General features: G+C 66.1%; 22 protein-coding genes. All 22 read right to left on the bottom strand.

Annotation, left to right across the window (positions count from 1 at the left end; translation table 11 throughout):
* Positions 1-741: 741 nt before the first annotated feature.
* Positions 742-1335 carry a hypothetical protein gene (locus tag AB0C84_RS42885; protein WP_361077798.1) on the bottom strand — a complete coding sequence of 198 codons (594 nt, stop codon included), beginning with the start codon at positions 1333-1335 and terminating at the stop codon, positions 742-744.
* Between the two features lie 598 nt (positions 1336-1933).
* Positions 1934-2464 carry a hypothetical protein gene (locus AB0C84_RS42880; protein WP_361077795.1) on the bottom strand — a complete coding sequence of 177 codons (531 nt, stop codon included), beginning with the start codon at positions 2462-2464 and terminating at the stop codon, positions 1934-1936.
* Between the two features lie 129 nt (positions 2465-2593).
* Entirely contained in the window at positions 2594-3304 is a 711-nt protein-coding gene (locus AB0C84_RS42875) for a hypothetical protein (protein ID WP_361077793.1), read from the bottom strand.
* A 775-nt stretch (positions 3305-4079) separates the two neighbouring features.
* Positions 4080-5186, bottom strand: a complete 1107-nt coding sequence (locus AB0C84_RS42870) for a hypothetical protein (RefSeq protein WP_361077790.1) — start codon at positions 5184-5186, stop codon at positions 4080-4082.
* Positions 5183-6445, bottom strand: a complete 1263-nt coding sequence (locus tag AB0C84_RS42865; RefSeq protein WP_361077787.1) for a hypothetical protein — start codon at positions 6443-6445, stop codon at positions 5183-5185. Before AB0C84_RS42865 ends, AB0C84_RS42870 begins: the two co-directional genes overlap by 4 nt.
* A gap of 440 nt (positions 6446-6885) precedes the next feature.
* On the bottom strand, positions 6886-7557 hold the full coding sequence (locus AB0C84_RS42860; RefSeq protein ID WP_361077784.1) for a hypothetical protein: 672 nt from the start codon (positions 7555-7557) through the stop codon (positions 6886-6888).
* Between the two features lie 88 nt (positions 7558-7645).
* A complete protein-coding gene (locus tag AB0C84_RS42855; RefSeq protein ID WP_361077781.1) occupies positions 7646-8272 on the bottom strand; it encodes a hypothetical protein in 627 nt (208 codons plus the stop codon).
* On the bottom strand, positions 8269-8619 hold the full coding sequence (locus AB0C84_RS42850) for a hypothetical protein (protein WP_361077778.1): 351 nt from the start codon (positions 8617-8619) through the stop codon (positions 8269-8271). The genes AB0C84_RS42855 and AB0C84_RS42850 overlap by 4 nt, the downstream gene beginning before the upstream one ends.
* Before the next feature lie 49 nt (positions 8620-8668).
* Complete coding sequence (locus AB0C84_RS42845; RefSeq protein ID WP_361077776.1) at positions 8669-9481, bottom strand: hypothetical protein; 813 nt, start codon at positions 9479-9481, stop codon at positions 8669-8671.
* A gap of 85 nt (positions 9482-9566) precedes the next feature.
* Positions 9567-10100 (bottom strand): hypothetical protein, encoded by a 534-nt coding sequence (locus AB0C84_RS42840; protein WP_361077773.1) that lies wholly within the window; start codon positions 10098-10100, stop codon positions 9567-9569.
* Entirely contained in the window at positions 10100-10966 is an 867-nt protein-coding gene (locus AB0C84_RS42835; RefSeq protein WP_361077770.1) for a hypothetical protein, read from the bottom strand. The genes AB0C84_RS42840 and AB0C84_RS42835 overlap by 1 nt, the downstream gene beginning before the upstream one ends.
* Positions 10967-11029: 63 nt before the next feature.
* Positions 11030-11530, bottom strand: a complete 501-nt coding sequence (gene ssb / locus AB0C84_RS42830; protein WP_361077767.1) for a single-stranded DNA-binding protein — start codon at positions 11528-11530, stop codon at positions 11030-11032.
* A gap of 265 nt (positions 11531-11795) precedes the next feature.
* Positions 11796-12176: a hypothetical protein gene (locus AB0C84_RS42825; protein ID WP_361077764.1), complete on the bottom strand. Its 381-nt coding sequence runs from the start codon at positions 12174-12176 to the stop codon at positions 11796-11798.
* Between the two features lie 144 nt (positions 12177-12320).
* Positions 12321-13193, bottom strand: coding sequence for a hypothetical protein (locus AB0C84_RS42820; RefSeq protein ID WP_361077763.1), 873 nt, complete (start codon positions 13191-13193; stop codon positions 12321-12323).
* Positions 13194-13466: 273 nt separating this feature from the next.
* Entirely contained in the window at positions 13467-13958 is a 492-nt protein-coding gene (locus AB0C84_RS42815; RefSeq protein WP_361077804.1) for a magnesium chelatase domain-containing protein, read from the bottom strand.
* A gap of 8 nt (positions 13959-13966) precedes the next feature.
* Positions 13967-14395, bottom strand: a complete 429-nt coding sequence (locus tag AB0C84_RS42810) for a hypothetical protein (RefSeq protein ID WP_361077760.1) — start codon at positions 14393-14395, stop codon at positions 13967-13969.
* Between the two features lie 347 nt (positions 14396-14742).
* On the bottom strand, positions 14743-15411 hold the full coding sequence (locus tag AB0C84_RS42805) for a hypothetical protein (RefSeq protein ID WP_361077758.1): 669 nt from the start codon (positions 15409-15411) through the stop codon (positions 14743-14745).
* 21 nt (positions 15412-15432) lie between these two features.
* Positions 15433-16461, bottom strand: a complete 1029-nt coding sequence (locus AB0C84_RS42800) for a DUF6744 family protein (protein WP_361077801.1) — start codon at positions 16459-16461, stop codon at positions 15433-15435.
* A 76-nt stretch (positions 16462-16537) separates the two neighbouring features.
* Complete coding sequence (locus AB0C84_RS42795; RefSeq protein ID WP_361077755.1) at positions 16538-18139, bottom strand: VWA domain-containing protein; 1602 nt, start codon at positions 18137-18139, stop codon at positions 16538-16540.
* Between the two features lie 64 nt (positions 18140-18203).
* Complete coding sequence (locus AB0C84_RS42790) at positions 18204-19415, bottom strand: AAA family ATPase (protein WP_361077752.1); 1212 nt, start codon at positions 19413-19415, stop codon at positions 18204-18206.
* A gap of 322 nt (positions 19416-19737) precedes the next feature.
* Positions 19738-20031 carry a hypothetical protein gene (locus tag AB0C84_RS42785; protein WP_361077749.1) on the bottom strand — a complete coding sequence of 98 codons (294 nt, stop codon included), beginning with the start codon at positions 20029-20031 and terminating at the stop codon, positions 19738-19740.
* Positions 20032-20224: 193 nt separating this feature from the next.
* Positions 20225-22504: a hypothetical protein gene (locus AB0C84_RS42780; RefSeq protein WP_361077746.1), complete on the bottom strand. Its 2280-nt coding sequence runs from the start codon at positions 22502-22504 to the stop codon at positions 20225-20227.
* Positions 22505-22659 lie beyond the last annotated feature (155 nt).

The raw sequence follows: 22659 nt of genomic DNA, 5'->3' as shown, positions 1-22659 counted from the left end.
TGTTCCGCCGGACCGTGCTGACGCCGGTGTCGACCCTGACCGGACGCGTCCGCGCCGTCTCGGAGGGCGACTTCGGGCACCGGCTCGACGTCCGCTGGGGCGGGTGAACTCGGCTCCTGCCAAGAGTTCGTTCCATAGTGCCGTCCGCTCGCGGTAGGCCGAGGGTGGCCGACCGTTTGGAGCCCTCGTCGGGCATGTCCGGTGGCCGGGCATCGCCGCCCGGCCAGAGCGAATGGCCGGCGGTCAGGTTGCGGGCGTCAGGTATCGGTGAGGACCAAGCCGATGTGATCGATGGCGTCCTGATGGATCAGAGCGCTTCCGGCGTTCGCGAGCAGTGTTCGGTTTGCCGGGGCTCGCGAGCCGCCTCCCCGGCTTGCCAGACTTGCGCGGCGGGCGCTGCTTCCACCACCTCGATGCCCTCGTCGGTGATGAGTTCGGCGAGCGCGCACGCTCGGGAGCGGTTGTCCTTGGCCGATACCAGCTCTGACGCCGCAGCCAGGCCCCGAGCTTCCGGCGGCGCCTGGTCATGCTCGCACTCTTCCTCGTAGCCGCCGGATCTGGGGGGTCTTGGATCCAGGCCAGTGCCCGCGCGAGCCCTACGTACGTCTCCTCATTTCAGGTGGTTCTTCGTCGCCGCGTTCATCACGTGCCGACACGGGTGCAGCGGCCAGCGTCCTGTTCGCCGATCTCCAACGCAGTAGCCAGTAGCGTCAAGGCGTCCGGCGATCAGCTGCGGGCCGGTCAGGCGGATGGGGCGTCGCCGATGATTGCCTCCAGCTTGTCGAGCGACTTGCGCGCCGCCGCTAGGTGATCCCGGGCCTTCCGGCGCTGGTCGTCGTCGAGGTGGCGGGCGCTGGGGGTCGCGCGGGGGACTGCGAACTCCAGGTCGGCGGCGATAACGTCGAGCACGGTCTCCAGCATCTGGGCGCGCTCGGCGGGCGTGGGCTCATACCTGGGCAGCTCGCCGCCAGCGGAGATGAAGGACCGGACCTCGGCGTGCGGATCCATCCACGTGGTCAGGGTGTCCTTGGATAGCTCGCCCTGGCCGACCAGGAGCGAGGCCGCCAGGAACCTGAGTGTCTCGTGGTGCAGGTAGTTGTCGATGAACAGTCGCTGGTCGTCGGTGAGGTCACCGCGGACCCACTGGTTCGTCTCGCACAGGAGCTGTTCCACGTAGGCGCGGATCTTGAAGTACTCGTTCTGCTGTTGGACGGCGGAATGCCCCAGTGCGATCCCCATCTGCCGGGCTGCCGCGGCGACCGCCGCCGCCCGGGTGAAAGTCTTCGTACGCTCGGCGTGGTCGTTCTCATCGCTGTTGTGCGCATCTGTTGCCATCGGTCTTCTCCTTATGGTCGTGTCACTGTCCGGCGAGCCACCTCGCGTGCTCGTCTGGGCCGAGGTAGTCGTAGATCGCTTTGCCGATGCCGTAGCCGGCAGAGCGCTGCTGATGGCCGCAGCCTTTGCTGCACTCCCACAGGGACGCGTCGCCGTAGGGGTCGGCGGTATCCCTGGTCCACCGGGCGTGCCCCGGCCACCCGGGAGGGCGATGGAACCCCTCAGCGCACGCCGATACACGCCGTGCCCGCATCTGCTCCTGGTCCCGGGCCAGCCAGGAATCCAGGCACGCCCTCGAACAGAACTCGAAAATATCGTCGGGTCCGATGCTCCGCACGGGCCACCTGACAGGGCGAAGTGCCGACAACGGCCGGTCACACACGTAGCATTTGTAGGTCACGCTCTCCTCCGTCTCTGCCTGTGGGACAGCCTTCTTGTGGCCGAGGATCCGGTCGTTGCGCGAGTTCCGACGCCGCCGGTCGGGGGGCGCCGGGAGCCGGAGGTCGGCGTGATCGGCGGCTGTCGCGTGCGGCTTTGACGTGGTCCAGGTCGAGGATTCGGCCGGGCGCGACGACGGTTACAACCTCATCGTTCTCGCTCAGGTACTCCAGCAGGTGCGACACGGTGTGATCGAGGCCGATCGGATCTGCCCGCAGCCATCGACGAACTCGCCCTGCTCGGTGTGCACGTTGTAGCCGTAGGTCTCCCCGTTGCACCACGACGTGTAGGTCTCCAGGAAAGACGTCGCGTCTGCGCGCCGGTCTTCCAGCGATCTCGCACCCAGTTCTGCGGTTGTGCACTCCCATGTCAGCACACCGGCAACGTCCTGGCCGTCCCAGTACCAATCGCCGACCGGAACGTCGTGTGATTCGTTTGATAGCGCCCATAGGCAATTTCCGTGCTCAAAGCAGGAAAGGATGAATGCCGTGCCGACACGCAACTTGTTCCGCAACTCCAAGACTGGCTTGCCGTTGCGAAAGAACTGGCGGGGGCTGGCGAAGGAGTCGTGTCGGATGTTGAACGAATATAGCCGCCACTGTGCCTCTTCCTGGCACGGGCTGTCGACGTCCGGATCGTGATAAATTTCGACCTTGACCTTCTGCCTGAGGTTGATCTTGGTCACCTGCATGCCCGTAGAGTCTCCTGCTTTGCGCATAGAAAGGGGGATGTCATCTTCGCCGTGGGAACTCGGCAACGATTTTGACGGTGGGGAGCTGGTTGGAGCGGATGAGGTTTGTAGAGCGTCCAGCGGGTCGTTTCATTCGGGCCGCTTAGCGAGAGGCGCGAGGTTGGAACCGAGGCCGGGGGAGTCTTCCGGGGCAGCGAGTACGACCGGTTGCCAAAGGGTGGCCATGAGTAGCGTTGCCAGAAATAGCCGGAGATCCGCTGCTGCCGGTGGGGGATCGGTACCTGGAAGGGTCATCATTGATTCATCGGGCAGCAGCGTTCCGGCAATCGGGTCAGCTTTGAATCCGCGTACGGCCGTGGGGGCCCATTTGGTTGCGGTTAGGAGGACCGAGCCGTCCCTGCTGAGTCTCGGGCAGTGCCGCATCGCTATTTTGGCGCAGTCGACGCAGACCGGCGGCTCATGGGTGGTGAAAGGCGCGGCGCCGCGTCGGCTGTAGTGCCCGGCCCAATGGGCGGCTGAAATCATCCATACCGATCCAGGGCTGGCGCAGATTTGGCAGGCGCCCGATCTCATACAGGCAGGTTGGCGACGCGGATGGATTGACTTGAAGACCGGATAGCCAACGCCCGGTTTGTGCGGCATACGGTTCCACAGCATTCCGAACATGTCGCGGTCGTCGGCTTGCTCGTTGCGGTAGAACAACGTGTCGAATCCCTTCACGGTGTGTGGTCTGGTCGCGCTCATAATTCCGAGTTGACCGGCGTCGTTCCTGGCGTCAGAGGTTTCAGCGGACCAGGTTGTAATGTACGGAACGGGTAGATCACGCCAGCGGCGAATCACGCTTTTCTCCTCTGATGAATGCACGGGCGATTAGGCGTCCGGAGGATGCTAGGCAAGCGAAGGCCCTGCAATTTGTGGGCAGGTTCAGTTCGGTGGCCCGCTGTACTACGCACTTGGAGCGGGGTGGCGCAGCGGGCCGGATCCGAATCGCTGGCTCTGGTTGCTCTGGCTAGCGGCAGCGCAGTCGATGCGCGCGGGGGGCGTTCGGTCGGGTGGCCCGTGCTGGCGGAGGCCCGTCACTGATCTGCATGGTCGGCCGCTGCTCGATCACCAGAACACGTAGCTGGACTGCCATCCTCCACGCCCCGTAGGCATGATTGACGGCGGGCAAGGTGGCTGCGGCCGCGCCGACGAGGCAGATCTCCAGCGTGCTCTTCGGAGACGCTCCGGTGGTCGATCCCGCGAGGACACCAAGGCCGGCGCCCCAGAGCGGGGCAACGGCGGCGACCAGGATGGAACGATGGAGATGTGCGTCAATGCGTTCCCAGAACTGGTGGATCGTTCGGAGTTCCATAGTGATGCGTCGGACGTGCACGGATTTCGCTCCTACCCATCGGGATGCGGAATGGCTACTCGGAGTTGCGGCCTGGTTTGCTCCGTCCCGGCATGGCAGGATTTCGGGGCTGGTGGGGGCGACGCGCATTAGTGGAGCCTGCGGAGCGTTGCGCGTCGCCCCCACCAGCCCAGGCTGCTTCGCCGGGACGGAGCGCACAGCGGCCGCAGGCATTAGGGGCAGGGCGGGGCCGCGGGACTGCCGTCCCTCGTCATGCTGCTTTCACTTCTTCGGCCGGTGTCGCGTCGCCGGCACGACGTACAGCGAGCCCTTCTTCGTCCGTTGCGGAACGGCAAAACCGAGCGCGCGGAGCACCTTCAACGCCGCCCACGGGTCGTCTTCTTCACGGGTCCTGCCGGTGTAGTGCTGCCACCGTCCGGCAGGCGTCCACTCCGGTCGCCGCTCGAACACGACCCGCCAGAACTCGCGCTCCTTCTCGGCATCGCTAGCGACCTTCCCCAACCGCTTGTACTCGTTGTAGGCGTAGTCAACGGCTTCATCGGTCGCTCCGTACACGGCCGTCTGCGGGCCCGCGCTGCCGGGTACGGCATCGTCGCCCCAGCAGCGCCGAAGCCACGCGCAGCCGTCACACGCCAGCGACAAGCCGGGCCCGCGCTCCTCGCGCGGCGCTTGGTCCGGGTCGTGGTCGCGCCACCACTGGACCTCCCCGATACGTTCGAGAACGATGCCTGCCAGAGTGGGGGTGAACTCCTCGACCACGGGGATCTTGTCGCCGCTCGCTCGGTCCAGGTAGGCCCACACAATCCATCGCGGGGTCGTCCCGGCCTGGTGTTTGGCCAGTGCGTACCCGGCGACCTGTAGCCGGTGCGGATGAAAAGGCCACCGCTGCCGGTAGACCGTGGAGAGCTTGTGCTCGCCGACCGTCTTCAGGTCCAGGAGCAGTCGCTGCCGGGCCCACCACAGGTCGAGCGCCCCGGTGATCACATCAGGGTGAACCCGCAGCTGGACACGCTGCTCGATCGCTACGCCTTCGGCGTCACCGCCCAATACCTGGGCGAGCCACGGCAGCAGGCCGGCGTGTTGCCAGGTCCCCAGCAGCGCCTGCGGGTACCCCTGGTAGGCGTAGGCAAGTTCCGGATCGGACGGCTCGGCCCCGGCGAGCGCGTAGGCGGCAGCGCGGATGCACCCGCCGATCCCTGACATCGTCAGCCCGAACAGGTCCTCCCGGGCCATCTGCCCGTCGAATGTCGCGGCCGTGAACGCGGCGTCGAACGCCATGCTGATGTGCGCGCGGACCTGCGCGGCGCTGTCCAGGTCGACAGCTCCCGCCCCGGCCTGGGCGGGAGCTGTCTGCGCGTCGACGGTCACCCGTCACCTTCGGGTGCGTCGGCCCCGTCCTGGCCATCGCTCGGCGGAGCCGCCCGAACATCGCCGTTGGGAATGCCGAGTTTCTGTCTTCGAGGTGGCGCGCCGTTTTGGTTCTGCCCCGCGCTCGCATCACCCGGGTGTTCGCCCGTCTGCGACGCAGGCTGCTTGGTGGCGGCACCGGTCTGGCAGGAGTGCCCCTCTCGCATCACCGTGTCACCCTCGCAACCACACCCCATCCTCCAGCGGGACTCGAACCCGGCAGCCGGCTCCGCAGCCTCGTGCTGGTGACCATCCCCGGTGTCGTTCCCGGCGGGAGGCTCCGCCTGCCCCGGCGTGCCCGTCGGGGCAGGCGGAGGATCCGCCTCGGCGGCGGAGTCCTGGGCTATGTGCTGCGCGGCGAGCTTGAGCAGCTGAGTCAGGATGTCTCCGACCCTGGTGCCCTGCCCATCGGCTGGCTCCTCCAGCAGGTCCGTTCCGAACTCCTTCCAGAGCCGCTGCAGCCGTCGGTGCTCGGCGACCGGGTCCTCTTCCATCTCCCGGTCGATCCGCCGCATGGCGTCCTTGGCCTTGGCGGACACCACGACGGCAATCGGCTCGTCGCCCTCGTAGAGCTCCTCGGCCATCCCCGCCATCGCCAAGCCGGTGGATATGCCGGGCGCCCACAGCTTCGCCGCGCGCTTGGAGCACCGGGCCAAAAGCATGTCCGGCGTGTACTTCTGCCAGGTCGTCTTGTCGATCAGCTTGGCACGGGCCGCGTCGACGACCGTGTACGTCACCTCCCTGGTCTTGCGGCCTGGTGGGGTGATCAAGATGGTGCAGGCCTGGTCTGTGAACTCGGGAAAGTCCAGTCCGTAGCCTTCACGCTCCAGCAGCGCGCGGATCAGCTCGGCGGACGGCTCTACCCGGCCGCCCCTGCCATCCCCGCCGGTGGCGTCGATCACATGGATGTGGTGGACCGCCACGTCCAGCGGGATATCCAGCGCCCTCGCCTTCATCATGATCGCCATGACGTTCGCCGGCGAGCCGTGGAACCACCATGGCCACATCCCCGCATCGCTCAGGAAGCGGGCCATCTCGACCATCATCCGCCAGTCGGCGGGAACGTCACAGCGGGCGAGTTGCCCGCCGCGCATCTCCTTCGGGAGCGGCGGCACCTCCCGGGCTTCCTGCCCGGTGTCCTCCGCCTCCTGTGCCTCCTTCTGTGCCTTATCGCTGGACACTTTGGTTTCAGGCATGGCGCTTCCCTTCTGCTGCTGCATGTGGCCGCTCGGAGGCGAGGCATGTCAGTGACCTGGGGCGGCCCGGTGATGAAGCCGCCCCAGCTCAGAGTTCGATCGGCTCGGCGCGGCCGCCGGCGTGGAACGTGGGGTAGGGCAAGAACGCAGCGCCCCTCGGTGCGCGGGGGAGGGAGAGAGCCGTCACGCACCGCCATTTGCCGGGTCCGCGGAGACGTACTACGCCGATGTCGCTGAGCGCATCGGGCTGCCTCTGGTTCTTGCCGGGCCCTCTCTTTGCCGCGTATCCGCAGAGACCTTCCTCGACGTAGTGGCAGCGTTCGCGGCGGCGGACCTTGCTCAAGGTACGGTCGCAAGCGCGTTCACAGAATCCTGGCCGTCGTCATTAATGAACCTGCCTGCGGGCCCTAGAAGTAAGGCACCCGCTGCGAATAATCAACGCCCCGCGTGGACGTCGAATCGATTCAGGGGTAGCACACCTCGAACGGCAGCAGAGCGACCTCGTGGCCGCATTCTGTACACTGGAACCGGTCCCTCTCGAAATGAGCGTCCTCGAGGTGGACGCTGAGAACGTCGTCTGACAAGACCGACACCCTGTTCTCGCGTGTGGCCGAGTCGAGCTCCACTACGGAATCCCGACCGCCGCACTGCGGGCACACGAGCACGCCGTCGCGGATCGTAGCGTTCGCTATCGGTGACACAAGACGATCCATCTCATGGCCCGGGTTCGCCTCGGGACGCAGGGGCTCTTCGGCCTCTTCCAGCTTCCTCATGGGAAGGATCGGCTCCCATAGGGCAGAGATGGCGCGAGCCCGGTCCGTCAGCCATTCACGGATGGCGGCTTCGTCGGTGTCGGTGACGGTGATGGTGTGGGACCAGTAGTCGCCGCGGCACTGCCGGACCATGAAAAGGTTCAATTCGTTGCGAGGGCCGTCGTCGTCGAGGTCGCGGTTCCAGTCCCAGCGGAATACCAGGTTCCGATCGGGGCCGCGATTTCCCCAGGCGACGATGAAGTCCGCCCAGGAGTCGTGGTCAACATAATTGGTGTACTCGGGATAGGAGAAGCGGGCGGCGATGGGGCTGGCGTGGTGGGGGTGGTCGTGCTCCCACAGGTGTTTGGTTGGCTGGTAAGGCATCAGCAGTTTCCTTTTCCGGATGAGATAAGGCAAGACATCGCTTGCTGGCGCCAGGCACGCTGCTCTGGTGATGGTGATCGCCGTCCGATTACCGATTGCCGTCGAGTCGCACTGGTTCCGGGTAGCGGTACACCCACAAACCCCTAGCACCGTCTGCGATTTCGTTTGCGGCGCTGGCCTTCTGCCGGCCTCCTCCTTTGGGGCCTTTGGAGGTCCGGATCTGCTGGAAGCCGTCGAATCTGTACATCTGGCCGGGCGTGCCTGGGAGGCTCGTGCTGGACAGCGCCTCGATCTGGGGTTGTCCGCACAGTTCGGCGCTGCGTGCATCCCACCGGGCGTAGGTTCCGAGCCACAGTGGCACGAGGTACTCGCGGGCGATTCTCAGCACGGCCCTTAGACATTGCTCGTCGCGGCGGTCCGGACTTCGGGCGATTCTGGCGAGGTCAACGGTGTTGTAACGGTGCCAGCCGCGCGATTTACAGACGCTTGTGTTGATGGTGCTTGCCAGAACTACGGTGGCCGCGCAGCGGCCCCGATCTTCCATGATGAATGGCAGGCTCCCGTACGGGCGGGTGTAGGGTCTGCCTTCGGGGTGTTCGTCGTCGGGCAGGTGCAGCGGATGCCGCCACTTGATGAGCAGTTGTTCGGCTTCAGCCAGATCAACCTGGTAGAACGCAACGGCTGGTGACATTCGCAGGGCCAACTGGCGGCTCATCGCTCCTCAATCCTCGCTGCGGCGAGGACCTTGCGAGTGTCGTCGAAGATGACGCCGTCTTCGCAGTGCACCTGGAGCGGTACCGTGCCGTCTGGCCGGACGAGTTGGCCGTCTGCGGTGTCGAGGTGGATGGAGACCCGGACCGCTTCCTCATCGTGGTCCAGGTAGAGGAAGACCAAGACGCCTCCGACCTCGATAGCGGGTAGTTCGTCTTCGCTGCGGACGGGGTGGAACACCGCTGAGCGGTTGGCCCGATCGCAACCCTCCTCCCCGAGGAACCAGGGATCTTCAGCCATGAGCCTGGTGCCGCCAGGCGGGATACTCTTGTGGATCTCTTCGGCGATCACGGTTTTTCCTCCTGCGCTCGGGCGGCTGTTGTGGGTTGCGCAGAGCGGATTAGGCAGTGCCGGCGGGGATTCGCCCTCCCGCCTCGGTATAGGCGGCAAGGATCTGATTGCCAATGGCGACGGCCTCGCGGAGGATACCCATCGCGGCCCGGCAGCCTTTGGCTTTTATGTCATCGTCGGTCCAGCCGAGTCGGTGGATTTCTTCGCGGCTTGGGCTGCACAGTGCGAACGAAGAGCTGATAGGCAGGCTCACCCGCCACAGGTAATTCCATCGCCCGTCCTGGGGCGCCTCGATGAGCGGTTCGAGGGCCACGTCTTCTGGAGCAGCCGGGAGGTCGGCGGTGAAGGTGATCGCTCCCACCACATGTATGGCCTGGTGGACCAGGTCTTCTATGTGGCTGAGCTCGTCGGAGAAGATGCTGTTGATGTCCCAGCCCGGCGTCAGGGTCCAGTTCTCGTCGCCGCTGGCACCCTCGCCCTCATTGTCGGACAGAGTGCCGTCGTAGCGGCGGAGCGCACGGTGCAGGAAGGCGCGAGCTTTAGCGTCGTCGAGTTCGAAGCGTGGCGCAGTGGGCCTGGTCGTGGTCACCGGGTAGATGCCGTAGCTTTCGCCGCCCTGGTGGTCGAAGTAGATGCTGATCACCGTGTCGTCGTCCAGGCCACCCACCGACTGCGGGATCTTTCGATCCCCCTCGGTCTGGCTACTGGTGATTTCGTTCCACCAGCGGCGGGCGTAGTCGGCCAGGGCCGACGTGGCGTCCTCGTGGTCGGCGTACAGAATGGTGTCAACACCGTGTCGATGGCTGATCGTCAGAACGTGGGTATCCGGCCCCAGGGTGTGCCTGACCTGCGGTGCAATCATGTGACTGAACTCCCTCGCAGCATCTCAATGATCGTTACCGGTAATTACGGCGCACGTCCGGCGCCGGCGGGTGACGGACGCCTCTTCAATCGAGGGGCGTCCACTCTTCGGGGCAAGGCGGGCCCAGTTCGGTGGCCAACGCCGCCATGAAGCTCAGATAGTCCGCTTCGTTGTCGAAGCGGTGGGAGATGTGGTCACTGCGGGTCCACACCCGGTATTCCAGCAGGGTCCCGTCGGTCCATTCCGTTTTCCGGATGATCACGCGCGAGTACGGTTCGTACTGGGTCTCCGGGGCGACGTCCGGCCGTGCGAAGCTGGCCCTGACCAGGGGCGCCGGGCCGATCCGGGTCACGCTCAGATCGCCATCGGCGGCTTCTACGAGCCGATCCAGCCACCATGAGGACTTGCCGCTGCGGGAGCGCGGGTAGGGGTGCGCGGCCAGCCATGCCGGGTCGATCAGGCTGGAGCCGTACCTGCGGCGGATGATCTCCACCACGTACTCGGCGACCTCCTCGACCTGATTACCGATGACGACCAAGGGTTCCTGGACGGGGCCGGGGATCGTGATGACCGCAAGGTGGATGTGGTTCTGCCGGGTGAGTCGTCCGTAGGGGGTCATCAAGTCTGGTCCTCCTGATCGATGGCGGAAGCGGCGACGGGAGAGGACTTCTCATCGACTGGGAGCGAAGCGCGCCATCGCCGGGCGGTGGGTGACATGCGGTCATGGACTTCGATGTCGTTGGCATAGATCCGCAGGTACGGCTTCCCGCGCTCGTCGGTATCGGCGCCCGGCGGAGCGGTGATGTCGAGGATGGGTGTGCCGTCTTGAGACCGAGTCCCATGCAGCGTCCAGCGCGGCGGGAACTCCTCATCGATCCGGACGCCGGTCGTTTGCTCGGAGGAGAGCACTTGGCAGATCTGAACGGCGATGTCGACCGGGATGCCGACAAGCTGCAGGTCGGCAGTTTCCGCGGTGCCCCGCAGTTCCATGGTCGCCCGCGGCTGGCCAGGTCGCCGCCACTGGACGGTGAGGCCGCGCTCGTTGGAGCCGGGCGGCATGGGGGCAGAGGTGGCCTCTGGTAGCAGCCGCAGAATTCGTCCGGCCACCCGATCGCGGTCCGCGGCGGCCGCCGCCAACTCCCGCTGAAATCGCCGGACCCGATCCAGCACCGGCAGGTAGGTAGGGAGAAGACGACGGGTGATGTCGCCGGCAATGGCACGCGGCCCGCGATCGGTGGCCGCGTTGATCAGCACCGATGGCAGATCGCTCGGCCGATCGCGGTATGAGCCGGGCAGGACTCCCACGACCGTCAGCGAAGCCTGACTGAAGATGCTGGTGAACCGGATGCGCAGGTGCGCTCCGTCATCTCGCAGCAGTTCCCAGTACGCCTCCGTGGAGTAGCTCGGCAGTACGGTCCAGTCCTCTCCCAGGTGGCGGGCGATGCTGCTGCTGAGCTGGCCCAGGCCAGTTGGAACAACGGTCATCAGCGACACTCCTGCGAACTATGTGGATGGTGGCAACAAGGCGTTCCGCAACGAGCGGAACTGCTAGAACGGCGGGTCGTCGCTGAAGCCTGCGCCGACGGCGGCTGGGGCGCTCCATGCCTGGCCGGAGTCGAACCCGCCGGCCGGGACCGGCTGGGAGCTCTGTCCGCCGGTGTTTTCCCAGGATCTGTCGCTAGGCTGCCCCCCGGTCCGCCGCTGGATTTTGGTGATCTTGGCAGTGGCGGTGCGCAGTGATGGCGCGACGTCCTCGGCTTCGACTTCGTTGGAGATTCGGTTCTGACCGTCACCGGTCTGGTAGGAGCTCTGCTTGAGACGCCCGACGACGATGGCGCGGTCGCCTCGCTGGAGGCTCTCGGCGACGTTCTCAGCAAGGATCCGCCAAGCGATGCAGTTCATGAAGACGGTGTCGACGTCCTTCCAGGCGCCGGATTCGGGGTCGAACTTGGCGGCGGTGGAGGCGATCCGGAAGGTGGAATAAGCGACTCCGGACGCCGTGAACTTCAAGCTAGGATTCTCCACGAGATGTCCACGGAGAGTGATCATTGTGGTGTTTATCAAGGTATTCTCCTAACAAGAAAGCCCGCGCGTGGGCGCGGGCTTTGGCTTCGATCGGGCGGTTTAGTTAGATCCGAGGACGGTGTTTTCGATCAGTGAACAGATCAGGCCGCCGGGGCGCGGCGGCCCGGCCGCTGTAGCACGCCCGGATGGTGGGCAACGCCCAGCACAGTACGGTTGCCCACCATCCGGGTGTGCTGCGGTTTGAGGTGCCGCTGCGCCCTGGCGGCCTCACTTCATTGAATCCACCGTTCTAGGTGGCGTGGGCACCGTGGTCCGTGCAGGTAAGGACGTACCCTGCGTTACCGCCGTCGCAGGCGAAGAAGTTGCAATCATCCGTGATGCAGAAGCGCAGGCCACAGTGAAGGCATCCTTTCTCCGGCGAGTCGGTGAATGAGTGTTTTCCGCCCTCGTGTGAGCAGTGGAACATCGCCTGCCGCAGCTGGTAGTTGGTTCGCCTTCCGCAGGAGGCGCAGTAGTTGTTTCCGCCGCGGCTGGTGGCGGCTGGGTCCTCGCAGCAGGCAATGCGGCGTGGGTGATCGGCTGCTGATCGGCTGCCAGAAGCCCCGGACATGTCGTGCCGGCTCTGGCTCTCGGTGGCGGTCGGGTCGTTGCGATCCTGCTCCGACTGCATTGGGTCTCCTTCTCTCCATTCTTTTACTAATCGATGGCAACTCTCAGTAGCCAGATGGCTGGAGGAGCCCGAATCGCACCGATCTTGGATTGGCACCCGGCGGCTGCGATCTCCATTGCAACAATCCCGGGTTGTTGGGGTCTCTCAGGCGGCCAGCTCCTGAGACAGGTCCTTGATGAGAGAAGAGATGCTCTCAAGTGTTGTTGGATCTGCCCGGCGAAGGGAGTACAGAGTAGAACGTTGCTCCTCCGGGTCGGGCTCATGCCGAGGATCCCGCGTGTAGAAGTACTTGGCTTTTCTGGTCGTGGTGACGGAGATAGGCCATGGTTCAGGTTGAGGGATCTCGTTGCGAATGACGAGGAGCGTCCCTGCCTTGTACTTTGTGGCAGCCGACCACACTTGACCGACCCAGGTTCGTTCCAGGTCGTCGGTGAACTCCAACCAGTCGCCCACCTCGAATGGGGCCGGGCGAAAGAGTGAACGTTTGCGACTGGCTCCTGTCCACATCTGTCCCTTGATGGGTCTCCCCTGAAGTGCTCGGTCGACGCCGTCCGGAGTTAGTGGCCGAGCGCCGTCGGCGCCGTTGCCGTAGGTGCGAGGGTCGTCGTCACCGGTAGGCGCACCGGCCAAAAGCCCGGTCCAGTCGGGATAGTCCTCGACGGGCATGCAGATCAACCTGGCATTCCAGGATCGTGCGGTCAGCGTGAGCGTGGTCTCCGAGGCGATCAGGGTGAGCGCGTCGCCGGGTGCTCGTCGGGTCACGCGCGCGAGCCTCACACCGTCGACCAGCGAGTGGATGGTGTCGCCCAAGGCCGTGCTGGCTGGCACCTCCGCGTAGCCGGCCTGCAAGAAATCCCCTGCTTCGAATCGAAGCAGATCGGGGAGGAAGGTGATCCTTATGCCGCTCAGAACTGGCAGGGGTGCTCTTGAGGGCACGAGCGTCGCGACTCGCAAGACGGCGTCTCTGACCTGCTCGATGTTCGCGATCGCCGCGGTGTTCTTCTGCACGGTCCTCACCGCTCTCCTCATAGGGATCTGTAGGTGCTTGACGTCCGCATCGCCGGCTCCGCCGACGCAGGTGGCGGTGCATCGCGCCGCTCGCAAAGGCGCACGTTCTGGCTCTGATCTGTTGAATGCTCACGGGGCAATGCGCAGGTCGTCGTGGTTGTGCGCGGGGGAGGAGCGTGGCGACCGAGCAGCGGTATGCCGATCCAGAACGCTTCTCTACCCCGGTGCCTGGGTCGGCTTCATCGGACGTCTGCCACGCGTCTGGGACGTCCTCAATGTCGGTCAGTGAGGGATGGAACGAAGTTGCTCGACCAGTTCGCCTAGGGTTCGCGGCGCGAGCACTCGCGCGCCGTTCATCTGGGCCGCTTCGGCCGCGTTCTCCGGTGCGACGATGACCGTCGACGCGCCACAGTCCGCGGCCGCCTGCACCATGGGCAGCGCGTTGCGGACCGGGCGGACGGCGCCGCTGAGCCCCAATTCGGCCAGGCTCAGGGCCGTGTCTAGTTCGACTGCGGGTAGAAGGCCAGCAGCCGCAAGTACGCTCCCCGCGACCGCTAGATCGAGCGTGCTGGTGTCTCTGGCGAGGCTGACCGGGTGCAGCGTTACCGTGATGCGCAGGGTCGGCCACACGAGCCCGCTGTTGCAGGTAGCGGCATAAACGCGGTCGCGGCAGGCAGACTCCGCTTGACGTGGAAGTCCTTGCAGGTTCAGGGCTGGCTCTCCGGCATGCGCGACGGCTTCCACGTCGACCACCACGGCGTCCTGGCCGAGCATCACTGCGGCTAGCGTCCTAGCGGCGCGCATCGACTGGGTCCCTCCTCGAGTGCCGGATACTGACCGGTGTCGAACCCGACGACGAACTCGGACACCTCCGGTGCGAGCTCGCGCTCAAGAATTGGGCCGCTTAGCGTGTCGGGCCACCGAAGTTGCACCTGCCGTTCGCTGACCTGCACTTTGTAACCAGGAGGCAGGTGGGCAGCCAGATAACGGCACAGCACGCACCCTGCGGTGTCATCGCGGTGGCCGCGGAGTCCAAGCCCTCGCAGTGCGCGGGCGATCTTGTTGGGTGTAGCAGGCAGCGCATCCAGGCGCTGGTTGATGGCCCGGATCACCGGCTCGTGCGGTGACGGGTCTGCCGGAACGGCCTGCCGGGGCGGGATCGGTCCGGGCGGAGGGACGGGATGGGCGAAGACAGACATCACCAGCTCCATGGACAAAGGGTCCGATGCCGCCAGGGCAGGGTCTGAGGCGTCGGACCGGAAGTCGTTTCTCAAGGACGGGGCTCGTTGCGGCTACTGGCAGACGCAGGCGGTTCCCGTCGGTGCGACGAATGTGACCGGCCGGCCTCCGGCGTTCCTCACCGGATGTCACCGTGTGTTGCGGCACGTCGTAGTTCGTCGACTCTTTTCGGTTGTTGTCTTCGAAGCCCACCGCTTCTCCACGGTCACCGTCGACAGCGCCCCGGCAGTTTCGCCCGGCAATGAACGACCTCCTGTGCCGAGTGAGGTAGAGGGCGGGCGTCCAAGAGCCGAGGTGAAGGGAAAACTCCGGTGCGCCTTCAGGCAGCCTGGGCGCTTCCGCGGTGACTGCGGATCGCTCCAAAAGCGGAGGCGCGAATCGCCGCCTCTACGATGGTGGCCGGGTTCACTAGGGCGGACGGGCCCTCCCGTCCTCTGTCGTCGTAGTGAGTGACGAAGTTCTGCCCCCACTGCCAGACGCTGCGGGTGTTGTCCTCGTGGCTGAAGATGATGAACCGCGGAGGCTCCTCCTCGTCCAACTGGCGCGCTAGCGCCTCCTCGAACCTGGCAGGGTCGGCGTCTGGCTGATGCAGGGCCTTTTCATCGCGCAAGGTCTCGAGCCTTTCACCGAGGAGCCGCTGCTGCCGCTGCCCGACCTCCACCAGACGCTCCAAGAACTCTGCGCTGCGGGCGGCCTCTTCCAGACTGTCGCACTCCAGAGATATCTGGACGCCACCGATAAACAGAATCGGCGGCTGGAGAAGGTTTGGCGCCTGGGCATCAACATCACCCGCAGAGGGGGCGGTCAAACTAATCAACAAAGCCATGTAGATGAACTTTCTCTGCGAGTTGTCGTGGCAACGATCATTCAATGTCATCGAATGACGCACCGAGAATGACGACAGAACAGGTACGAATCCCGTTGCATTCTGTGCGGCCTGAGACCGCCGATTGGTGCGGCGAGCGCATTTCGCCGCACCAATCAGCATCCGATCTCCGCTGGGCGCCCGTCAGGCGGCGTTGGCGTTCAGCAGTCCGCCGAACTGGAGCTTGACGGTCTCCAGAGCGGTGTTGGTGTCGGTCAAAGTCGTGGCCAGCAGTTCGGAGTGCTGAGCAGCGGAAGCCTGCACGCTCCGGAATCGCCGGTAGAGAGTCTCGATCGCCTTCGGGCTCGCGCCGCTCTCCCGGGCCTTGGCGATGTCACGCGCGAGGCGGTCAAGATTGTCCTTGGCCTGGCGAGTGAACGCCTCGGCGATCATCTCCCGCATCTCATCCTGAGCGGGGATGGGTACGCGGTTGAGTGTGCTGCCGCTCCCCATCCGCGCAACCAGCTGGCGCAGCCGGGCCAGGGTGTCGGCGTGGCCGTGATGCACGAAGTACACCCCGCCGGTGTCGCGCACCTTGACCGCGTCCAGGTGCTCGACGTAGCTGCGGACCAGGGTGCGCAGCCGGTCACCGGTCAGGTAGCGGCACCGCGCGCGGTACACCTCGTCGATCTTCTCGAGCATCGTGTAGACCTGGTCCTGTTCGCGGAAGGGCAGAGTCGCGATGCGGTTGTGATCGGGTTCGATGCGCAGCGTGCCGGCGCCTGAGGGGGAATGGGGGGAGGGTGCGCGGCGGAAGAGACACTCGGCCAGGTGGGTGTCGTAGTCGAGTTGGGTGCGTGCCTCATCGCGGACCTCCCGTACCAGGTGGCGGACGAGACCGCTGTCATCGCGGCGGACGTGACGGATCATCAGGGTCGCGCTGCGTCGGCTGCCGGCAGAGGCGCTGTGGTTGTCCAGCTCGTAGGTGAGGCGCACCCCGTCGCGGCCGGTGACCTTCTCGAATGCGTCGCACGCCCGGATCGGGCCGGGCAGGAAGTCGGTGTCCAGTTCCAGCTCGGCGAACCACGATGCGAGGACGTCGGGGGTGATGCGGTTCTCGAACACGCTGTAGACCACCAGGTGGCCCAGGAGCGGGACGCCGGAGTCCTCGAAGGACCGGGTGTAGGCAGCGAACCCGGTCGCGACCCGCGTACTTTGCGTACTTGTGGTCATGGCGGTCCCCTTCACAGGTGCAGGCGGGACAGGAGGAGAAGGTCGAGCGCCAGGCGGTGTGGCGCTTGGCAATGGGTCAGATCTGGCGAAAGACTTCGCTGACCGCGCCGGAGGTGGTGAGCTCGGCCACGGCGCACAAGTGGTCCGACAGCGCGTGCAGTTCCGGACTGGGCTGGTGCGCGACGGCGATGCCGAAGACGCGGCACCCGAGCTCGTGCTTGCGTTGCCCCCAGGCCTGCTTCCACTTGTCGGGGATGGCGCACTCCCCGTCGGTGATGAACACGATGTCGCCGTTGGTGGCGCCCGTGGCCTGGTGTTGCTCGGTCAGGATGTCAGCAGCCACGTCAAGGGGCGTGGCGTAGTCGGTGCCGTTGCCGAAGAAGTGCTCAGCGAAGTCGACCACATCGCTGATGGCCGGGGGTTGTGCGGCGGGGAAGGCGAAGGTTTCGGTCTGCTGTTCGCTGGAGAACAGGATGCCGACGAAATCGCGACGGCTGGCACGGGCCTGGTGGAGCAGCGCCAACGCGCACGCCTTAGCCCATACTTCCCGAGTGATGCCGTCGTCGTCGGCCGTCTTCATGGAAGAGGAACAGTCCACGCAGGCGATGATGGCGCCCTTGCCGAGCCGCTCCTTCCCTTGGGTTTGGTAGACCATCAGCCGTCCCTCAGCCAGCCGCGCGGCGAAGTCGGCGCGCAGCGCGGGGACGCCGAGGGCCGCCAGCTCGGACGGAACGAGGCGGGCGACGTCGTCGCCCAGAGTGGTGCCGACCAGTTCCCCGACCGCGTGCTTGACCTTGCTGGCGCGCTCGGCGGAGGCCATGGCGCGGAATCTTCCGACCATGTCGGCGAAGGCGGATAGCCGCTTACCGGTCAGGCGGCGGGCCAGCTCGGCGCGGGTCTCGAAGTCCATTCGCTGGAGCTGCCCGGCGTCCACCCCCCACGTTGCGAGTGCCTCAGCTTCGGCATCGGCCTGGTGCGCGGCGTCCTTGGTCACGGCCCGCAGTGCCGCCCGGATGCCGGGTGCAGCTTGAGCAAGGGCGTCGGCGGCTTGCTCAGCGGATTGGGTGGCGACCCGAGCGGCAGTCCGGGCGCCCGCGATCGCGTCGTCGACGGCTTGGGCGGCCAGGGCGGAGACGTTTCCGTCCGTGTTGGTGGTCTCGGCCGCGGCTTGCAGTGCCTCGTCCACGGCCGTCGCGGCGTGCCGCTGGGCCTGGTGTGCACGGGCAGCCTGTTGTGCGGCCTCTTGAGCCTCCTCGGTCTGATCCAGCAGCGCGGTGAGGCGCTCATGCTGGCTGAGGACCGCCAGCGCCGCCGCGTGGCTGTCGCCGGTGGTGTGCCGCCGCAGGTCGTTGAACTCAGGCACCGACAGCAGAGTCTCCAGCACCGCCCGGTTCACCATGCGGGAAGGATCGACCAGCGCCGCGCCGCGCAGCACGGGGTGGGTCTTGTAGGCGGCGGTCCAGACGTCGGCGACCAGGTCCTCGGCGTAGTCGTGGGATCGCGAGAGATCGTCGATGAGCTGGCGTACCGCACCAGCCTGGTCGTGGAGTGTGCGCCAGGCCATCTGGTCGAACCGGTCAGCGTCGACGGCCCGGGTGTGCCGAGGCGGCGTGTTGGCAAGGCCGAGCCAGTGCCCGGCCTTGGCTACCAAGTCGGTGAGCTTGGACATGATCGGCATGGCTGTGGCCTCCCCGTTTCATCGAGAGGACTGGCAGAGCGGAAGAGGCTGAGGTTCGCCATCGCTAGAGCACCACGCCGAGCACGTCCTTGAGGATCCTGTTGCGCAGGGCGTCGCATTCGGCGAGAGCTTCGTCGATCGTGGCCGTGGAGCGGCCGGCTCCTTCTGCCTTCGCGCGCATTTCCTTCAGCTCGTGGATGGTGCGGCCAATCTTGGGGTTGCCCTCCTTGAGCGCCCAGTCGGTCTGGGCCTGCTGAGACTTGCCCTTCATGCCGTCCAACTGGGCATTCAACTGGTGGACTGCGTCCCGGTGGTCCAGTACTTTGCCGGCGTTGGGGTCGACCGTTTGCAGCACCAGCCGTTCCACCGTGGCCCGCTGCTCGGGGGTGTTCCACAGCACGTGCTGCAGCACCATCAGGTCTGGATCCTCTACCGCGGACCGCCCAGCCAGGAATGCGCTCGCCTGCATCAGGCTTACTGCGGCGTCCCACCGGCGATCGGACACGACCAGCCCCTCATCGTTCCGCAGGGTGGAGCGCAGGGTCGAGATGGTTTCGATGAGACCATCCCCGACACTGATCGCGGGCACGTGCTGCTCGACCGCGGCGATAAGGTTGGCCAGGTCGACGGTGGTGCGCGTCGGCGACGCGGTGCGGGGTCGGCCAGGCGTCCGCCGGATCATGGCGGCGAAGTTCGTTGGTTCTTTCAGGTACTGGACTTGCAGTCGGACCAGGAAGCGGTCATAGAGGGCCGCGGTCTCCTCGTCGCCGAGTTCGTTGGAGGCGGCGATGGCGGCGATGAGGGGGCAGCGAATCGGGTCGCCGCCGGCCTCGGGGTGGTACAGCCGTTCGTTGAGGAAGGCGAGCATCTCATTCAGGCTCGCCTCACCGCACTTGAAGATTTCGTCGATGAACGCGACGTGGGCATGGGTGGCGCGCCCTTCGAGCATCTGCCGGTACTCGCCCTGGGTCAGCGCGGCCACGTCGATGGGCCCGAAGATCCTCTTAGGATCAGTGAACGGCGACAGCAGGGTCTCCCAGTACCGGGCTCCGGTGATCCTGCTGGTCAGTTCCCTTGCCAGTGCGGACTTGGCCGTCCCCGGCGGTCCCAGCAGCAACGCATGCTGCCCCGCCAGCATCGCCGTCATCAACGCCTCCACGGCCTCGTGCCGCTCGTAGAACATCAGCGACAGCTCCACCTTGATGGATTGGAGCCGGGACGCCGTCTCCTGAGGACTGGTCAGGTGGCCGGCGGGGGAGTGCATGGTCGCGGTCATGAAGGACGCCTCCTATGCGAGCGGAGCGATGGATGAGAGGAGGACAGGAAACGATCGGCGGTAACCGGTCTGGTTCGTCAGGACGCTGCGGCCGGTGACGGCACTGCTCGCCCCATAAGCTCGGGCCTGGGTCGCCGCTGGGCCCGAGGTTGAGCTGATGCGGTCTTCCGGCTTCTGGCGAGGAGCCGGGTGACTTGATCAGTCAGGTGCCGCTGGTTTCCCGGGGAGTTGCCGGGCCAGGCGCCGAACACCTCCCGGCTCGCCTGCCGTGTTGAAGGAGCTTTGCGCCGCTGGCGGGAGCGTTCGGCTTCGGGCGGCTGCGTCAGGTGCCCGAAGCCGCCCGCAGCCGGTTGATCAGAGCTTCATCAAGGGCGGCCACCTCGGCGAGCGTGCGGATGTAGGGCTCTTTGTCGTCGGCGTGGCGATAGCCGTAGTCGTCGTCCCACGCGCCGGTGAAGTGGTTGTAGACCAGTCCGCTGGTGGTGACCTTCCAACGGTCGGTGCTGAGGTCGACGCGGTCGATGTGGATGATCAGCCCGAGGTTGTAGCTACGGGAACTGCGCGGGACCGTGTTGCCGTCGATGGTGTAACGGCTGGCGTGCCAGGTCAGGCCCATGGTCCCCCAGACAGCGATATGTGTGAGGCCTGTGGGACCGCCCGGGCCCGGGCGGGTCGCCCCGGCGGTCAGGAAGGCGGGACCGGCAGGGCGAACATGGGAGGGGGCGACACCCGCAGGGCCAGCCGCTCAGCCCCTCCGGTGTCGCAAAGGACACCGGGGGCTGAGCGGCTGATGTGTATGCAAAGGCGGCCTAGGCGGCCATGCCCTCCCCGAGATTCGTCGCCTTGCGGGCGGTGACCGATCGGGTGGCCGAGGCGCCGTCGAAGGCGGCGTGAGTCGCCTCGGAGTCGGCCTCGCCGCTGACCGCCATCTCGCCGCTGTCCGCGCTGACCTCAGTGGAAGAACCATCACCAGCGCCGCGAGCGGGCGAACCGGCGTCGTCAGCCTCGGCGCTGCCTTCGTCTTCCGGGTCGGTGCCCGTGGTGGCGTCTTCAGGATCCTGCCCTGAAACTGGCGCGTCGCCGAGATCGGCTTCGGTCTCCGCCGAACCTGACTCCTCCGAGCGGGTCTCGTCGGGATCGATCTCGTCCGGGCTGTCGGAGAACGACTCGCGCGGTCCGTTGCCAGCGGGGACAAAGGGCTGGCCGGTCATGACCGCCAGCTCGATCCGCGATGCCTGGTGCCCCAGGTTGGCCAGCAGCGCGAGGTACTCGCCGGCGGTCTCCCGGCTGCAGTGGAAATTGGTGCGGTCGGTCCGCCAGGTGTACCGGCGGACCGGGTCCTTCTTGTCGCCGACGATCTGAGTTTCGAAGGCGGCCGCCACACGGGCCAGAGCTAGGAGCATCCGCCGGCCTTCGGAGATCTTGTCCAGCTCGCCGAGTGCCTTGTCGGTGGTTCGGCCGGTGAGAGTACTGAACAGCTGCTCGCTCTGGCTACTGGCGAGCGCGTCCTGGAGAACCGGAGGAAGGTCGATGACCAGCTTGGCCAGGAAGGTCGGCACCTCCTTGGGAGCCTTCGTGTTGTTCTTGAGCCAGCTGGCCAGCCACTTCCTGCGCACCGTGGCCGCAGCCGCCCACGCCTGGTTGCCCTCGATGATGTCCTTGCGTGGCGGCTCATCCTTCTTCGTGGGCGACGAGGTGTGGACCGGCTCCGGCTTCACCACCGTGTGGCCATTGGCCACCGGGTCGGTGCAGTACTCCACGGCCTGGACCTCGGGATATTCGACGACCGCGACTCCAGCGCCCGGGCAGTGGTGGTGCTGCTCCGGGAGGATCGGACCGCCGTCCTGGAGAAGCTGCTCCAGCCGGGTCGCGCCGAACGGCACCCGCTCGACCGAGCTGCGGCCGACTGCAGCCAGTTCCGCACGCAGCCGCATGATCTCAGCGGTCCCGGACGACTCGTAGGCATGGCCGTGGGCCCGAGGGTCGGAGCAGTAGTACACCGCGGCCGGATCTCCGCCGTAGGTCCTGCCGATCACGGCGCTGTGCCCCGGGCAGTCTTGATGATCCTCGACGGTCATCTGGCGGTCCTGCTCACCGTCGACGACGCGCAAGCGCTCCAGCCGCAATCCGCTGTCAGGCACCGTCTCGGTGACCGGAACCTTCGCGTCGGCCAGCTGAGCCAGCAGTTGCTCGCGTGCCCTGTCCTTCTCCTGCTCGGCGAGGACACGCTCGATGGCGTACTCGATCGATTCACCGGCCAGCTTGTACCTGCGGATCATCTCGAGCGCCTCTTCGTCGCCGTGGAAGGGCGCGATCAGGATCGCCTCCGGAACCGTCCACTCGACGTCCGGAGCCTCCTCCCGGACACCGCTCAGCATGGATGTCAGCGCCGGCGACGGCTTCTTGAGCTGCTTGCCGGCCTTGAGTGCCTCCTTGAGGCCGGTGGCGTTGCGACCGGTCACCTGCCGCAGACGCCTGCGATCCACACCGTGCTCGTGGGCCTGAGTCAGTAGGGCCAACTGCTCGAACGGGTTGTGGGCTTCGGTGAACTCCGGAGCGTTGGCCAGGTAGGAGGCCAGGATCTGCTCGCCGACATTGTCGACCAGTTCGGGGTCCAGTTCGACCGGAACCTTCTCCAGTTTGGCCTCGCAGGCGCCAGCCCACGTGCGGACTCCGTCGACGATCAGGAACCCGTCAGGACGCTCCGGGTCGGGTACGACCAGAATGGCCTTCTTGACCTTGAACCTCCTGATTGAGTCGACGAAACCGGGGGTGAGATGGAGATCCTCGCGGACGTACCCGTCTCGGGGGCGGAGTCGGTTCACATCGATCATCGCTCGGGGCCGAACTTCGTCGTCGGCGGCAACGATCGTGCCGGACAGCGGCGGCTCGTTCTTGACCGGCAGAGCCGGCGCGGATGATCCGCCATTCGCCGCCTCGGTCCCGATCTTGGGATGGAGCTGAAGGTTCGAGCCCGTGGCGGGTCGGGCGGCAGCCTGGTTGCCGAGGGACTCGCCCGATTCGACGGCGGTATCGGCGGCGAGGTCCTGGGTCAGAGTGGACGCAGGGTTAACGGCAGTCTGGGTCACGGTTGCGTGTCCTTCGATCTCGCCAAAGGCGGGAAGCCTTCCGGGCGGTGCCCGGCGAAGGGCCGACTGGCCTGGCCGACCTGCTGCGGCGGCTCGGCGTCAGGACCCTCGGCGACTTCGCGGCGCTGCCGTCCGGGCACGTCGCGGGGCGCTTC

Origin of the sequence: Actinomadura sp. NPDC048955, from assembly GCF_040649435.1 — a bacterium.
In the GTDB taxonomy this organism is placed as follows: domain Bacteria; phylum Actinomycetota; class Actinomycetes; order Streptosporangiales; family Streptosporangiaceae; genus Spirillospora; species Spirillospora luteofluorescens.
Note: the sequence above shows the minus strand (reverse complement) of the source record. Positions and strands in the feature narration are given on the sequence as shown.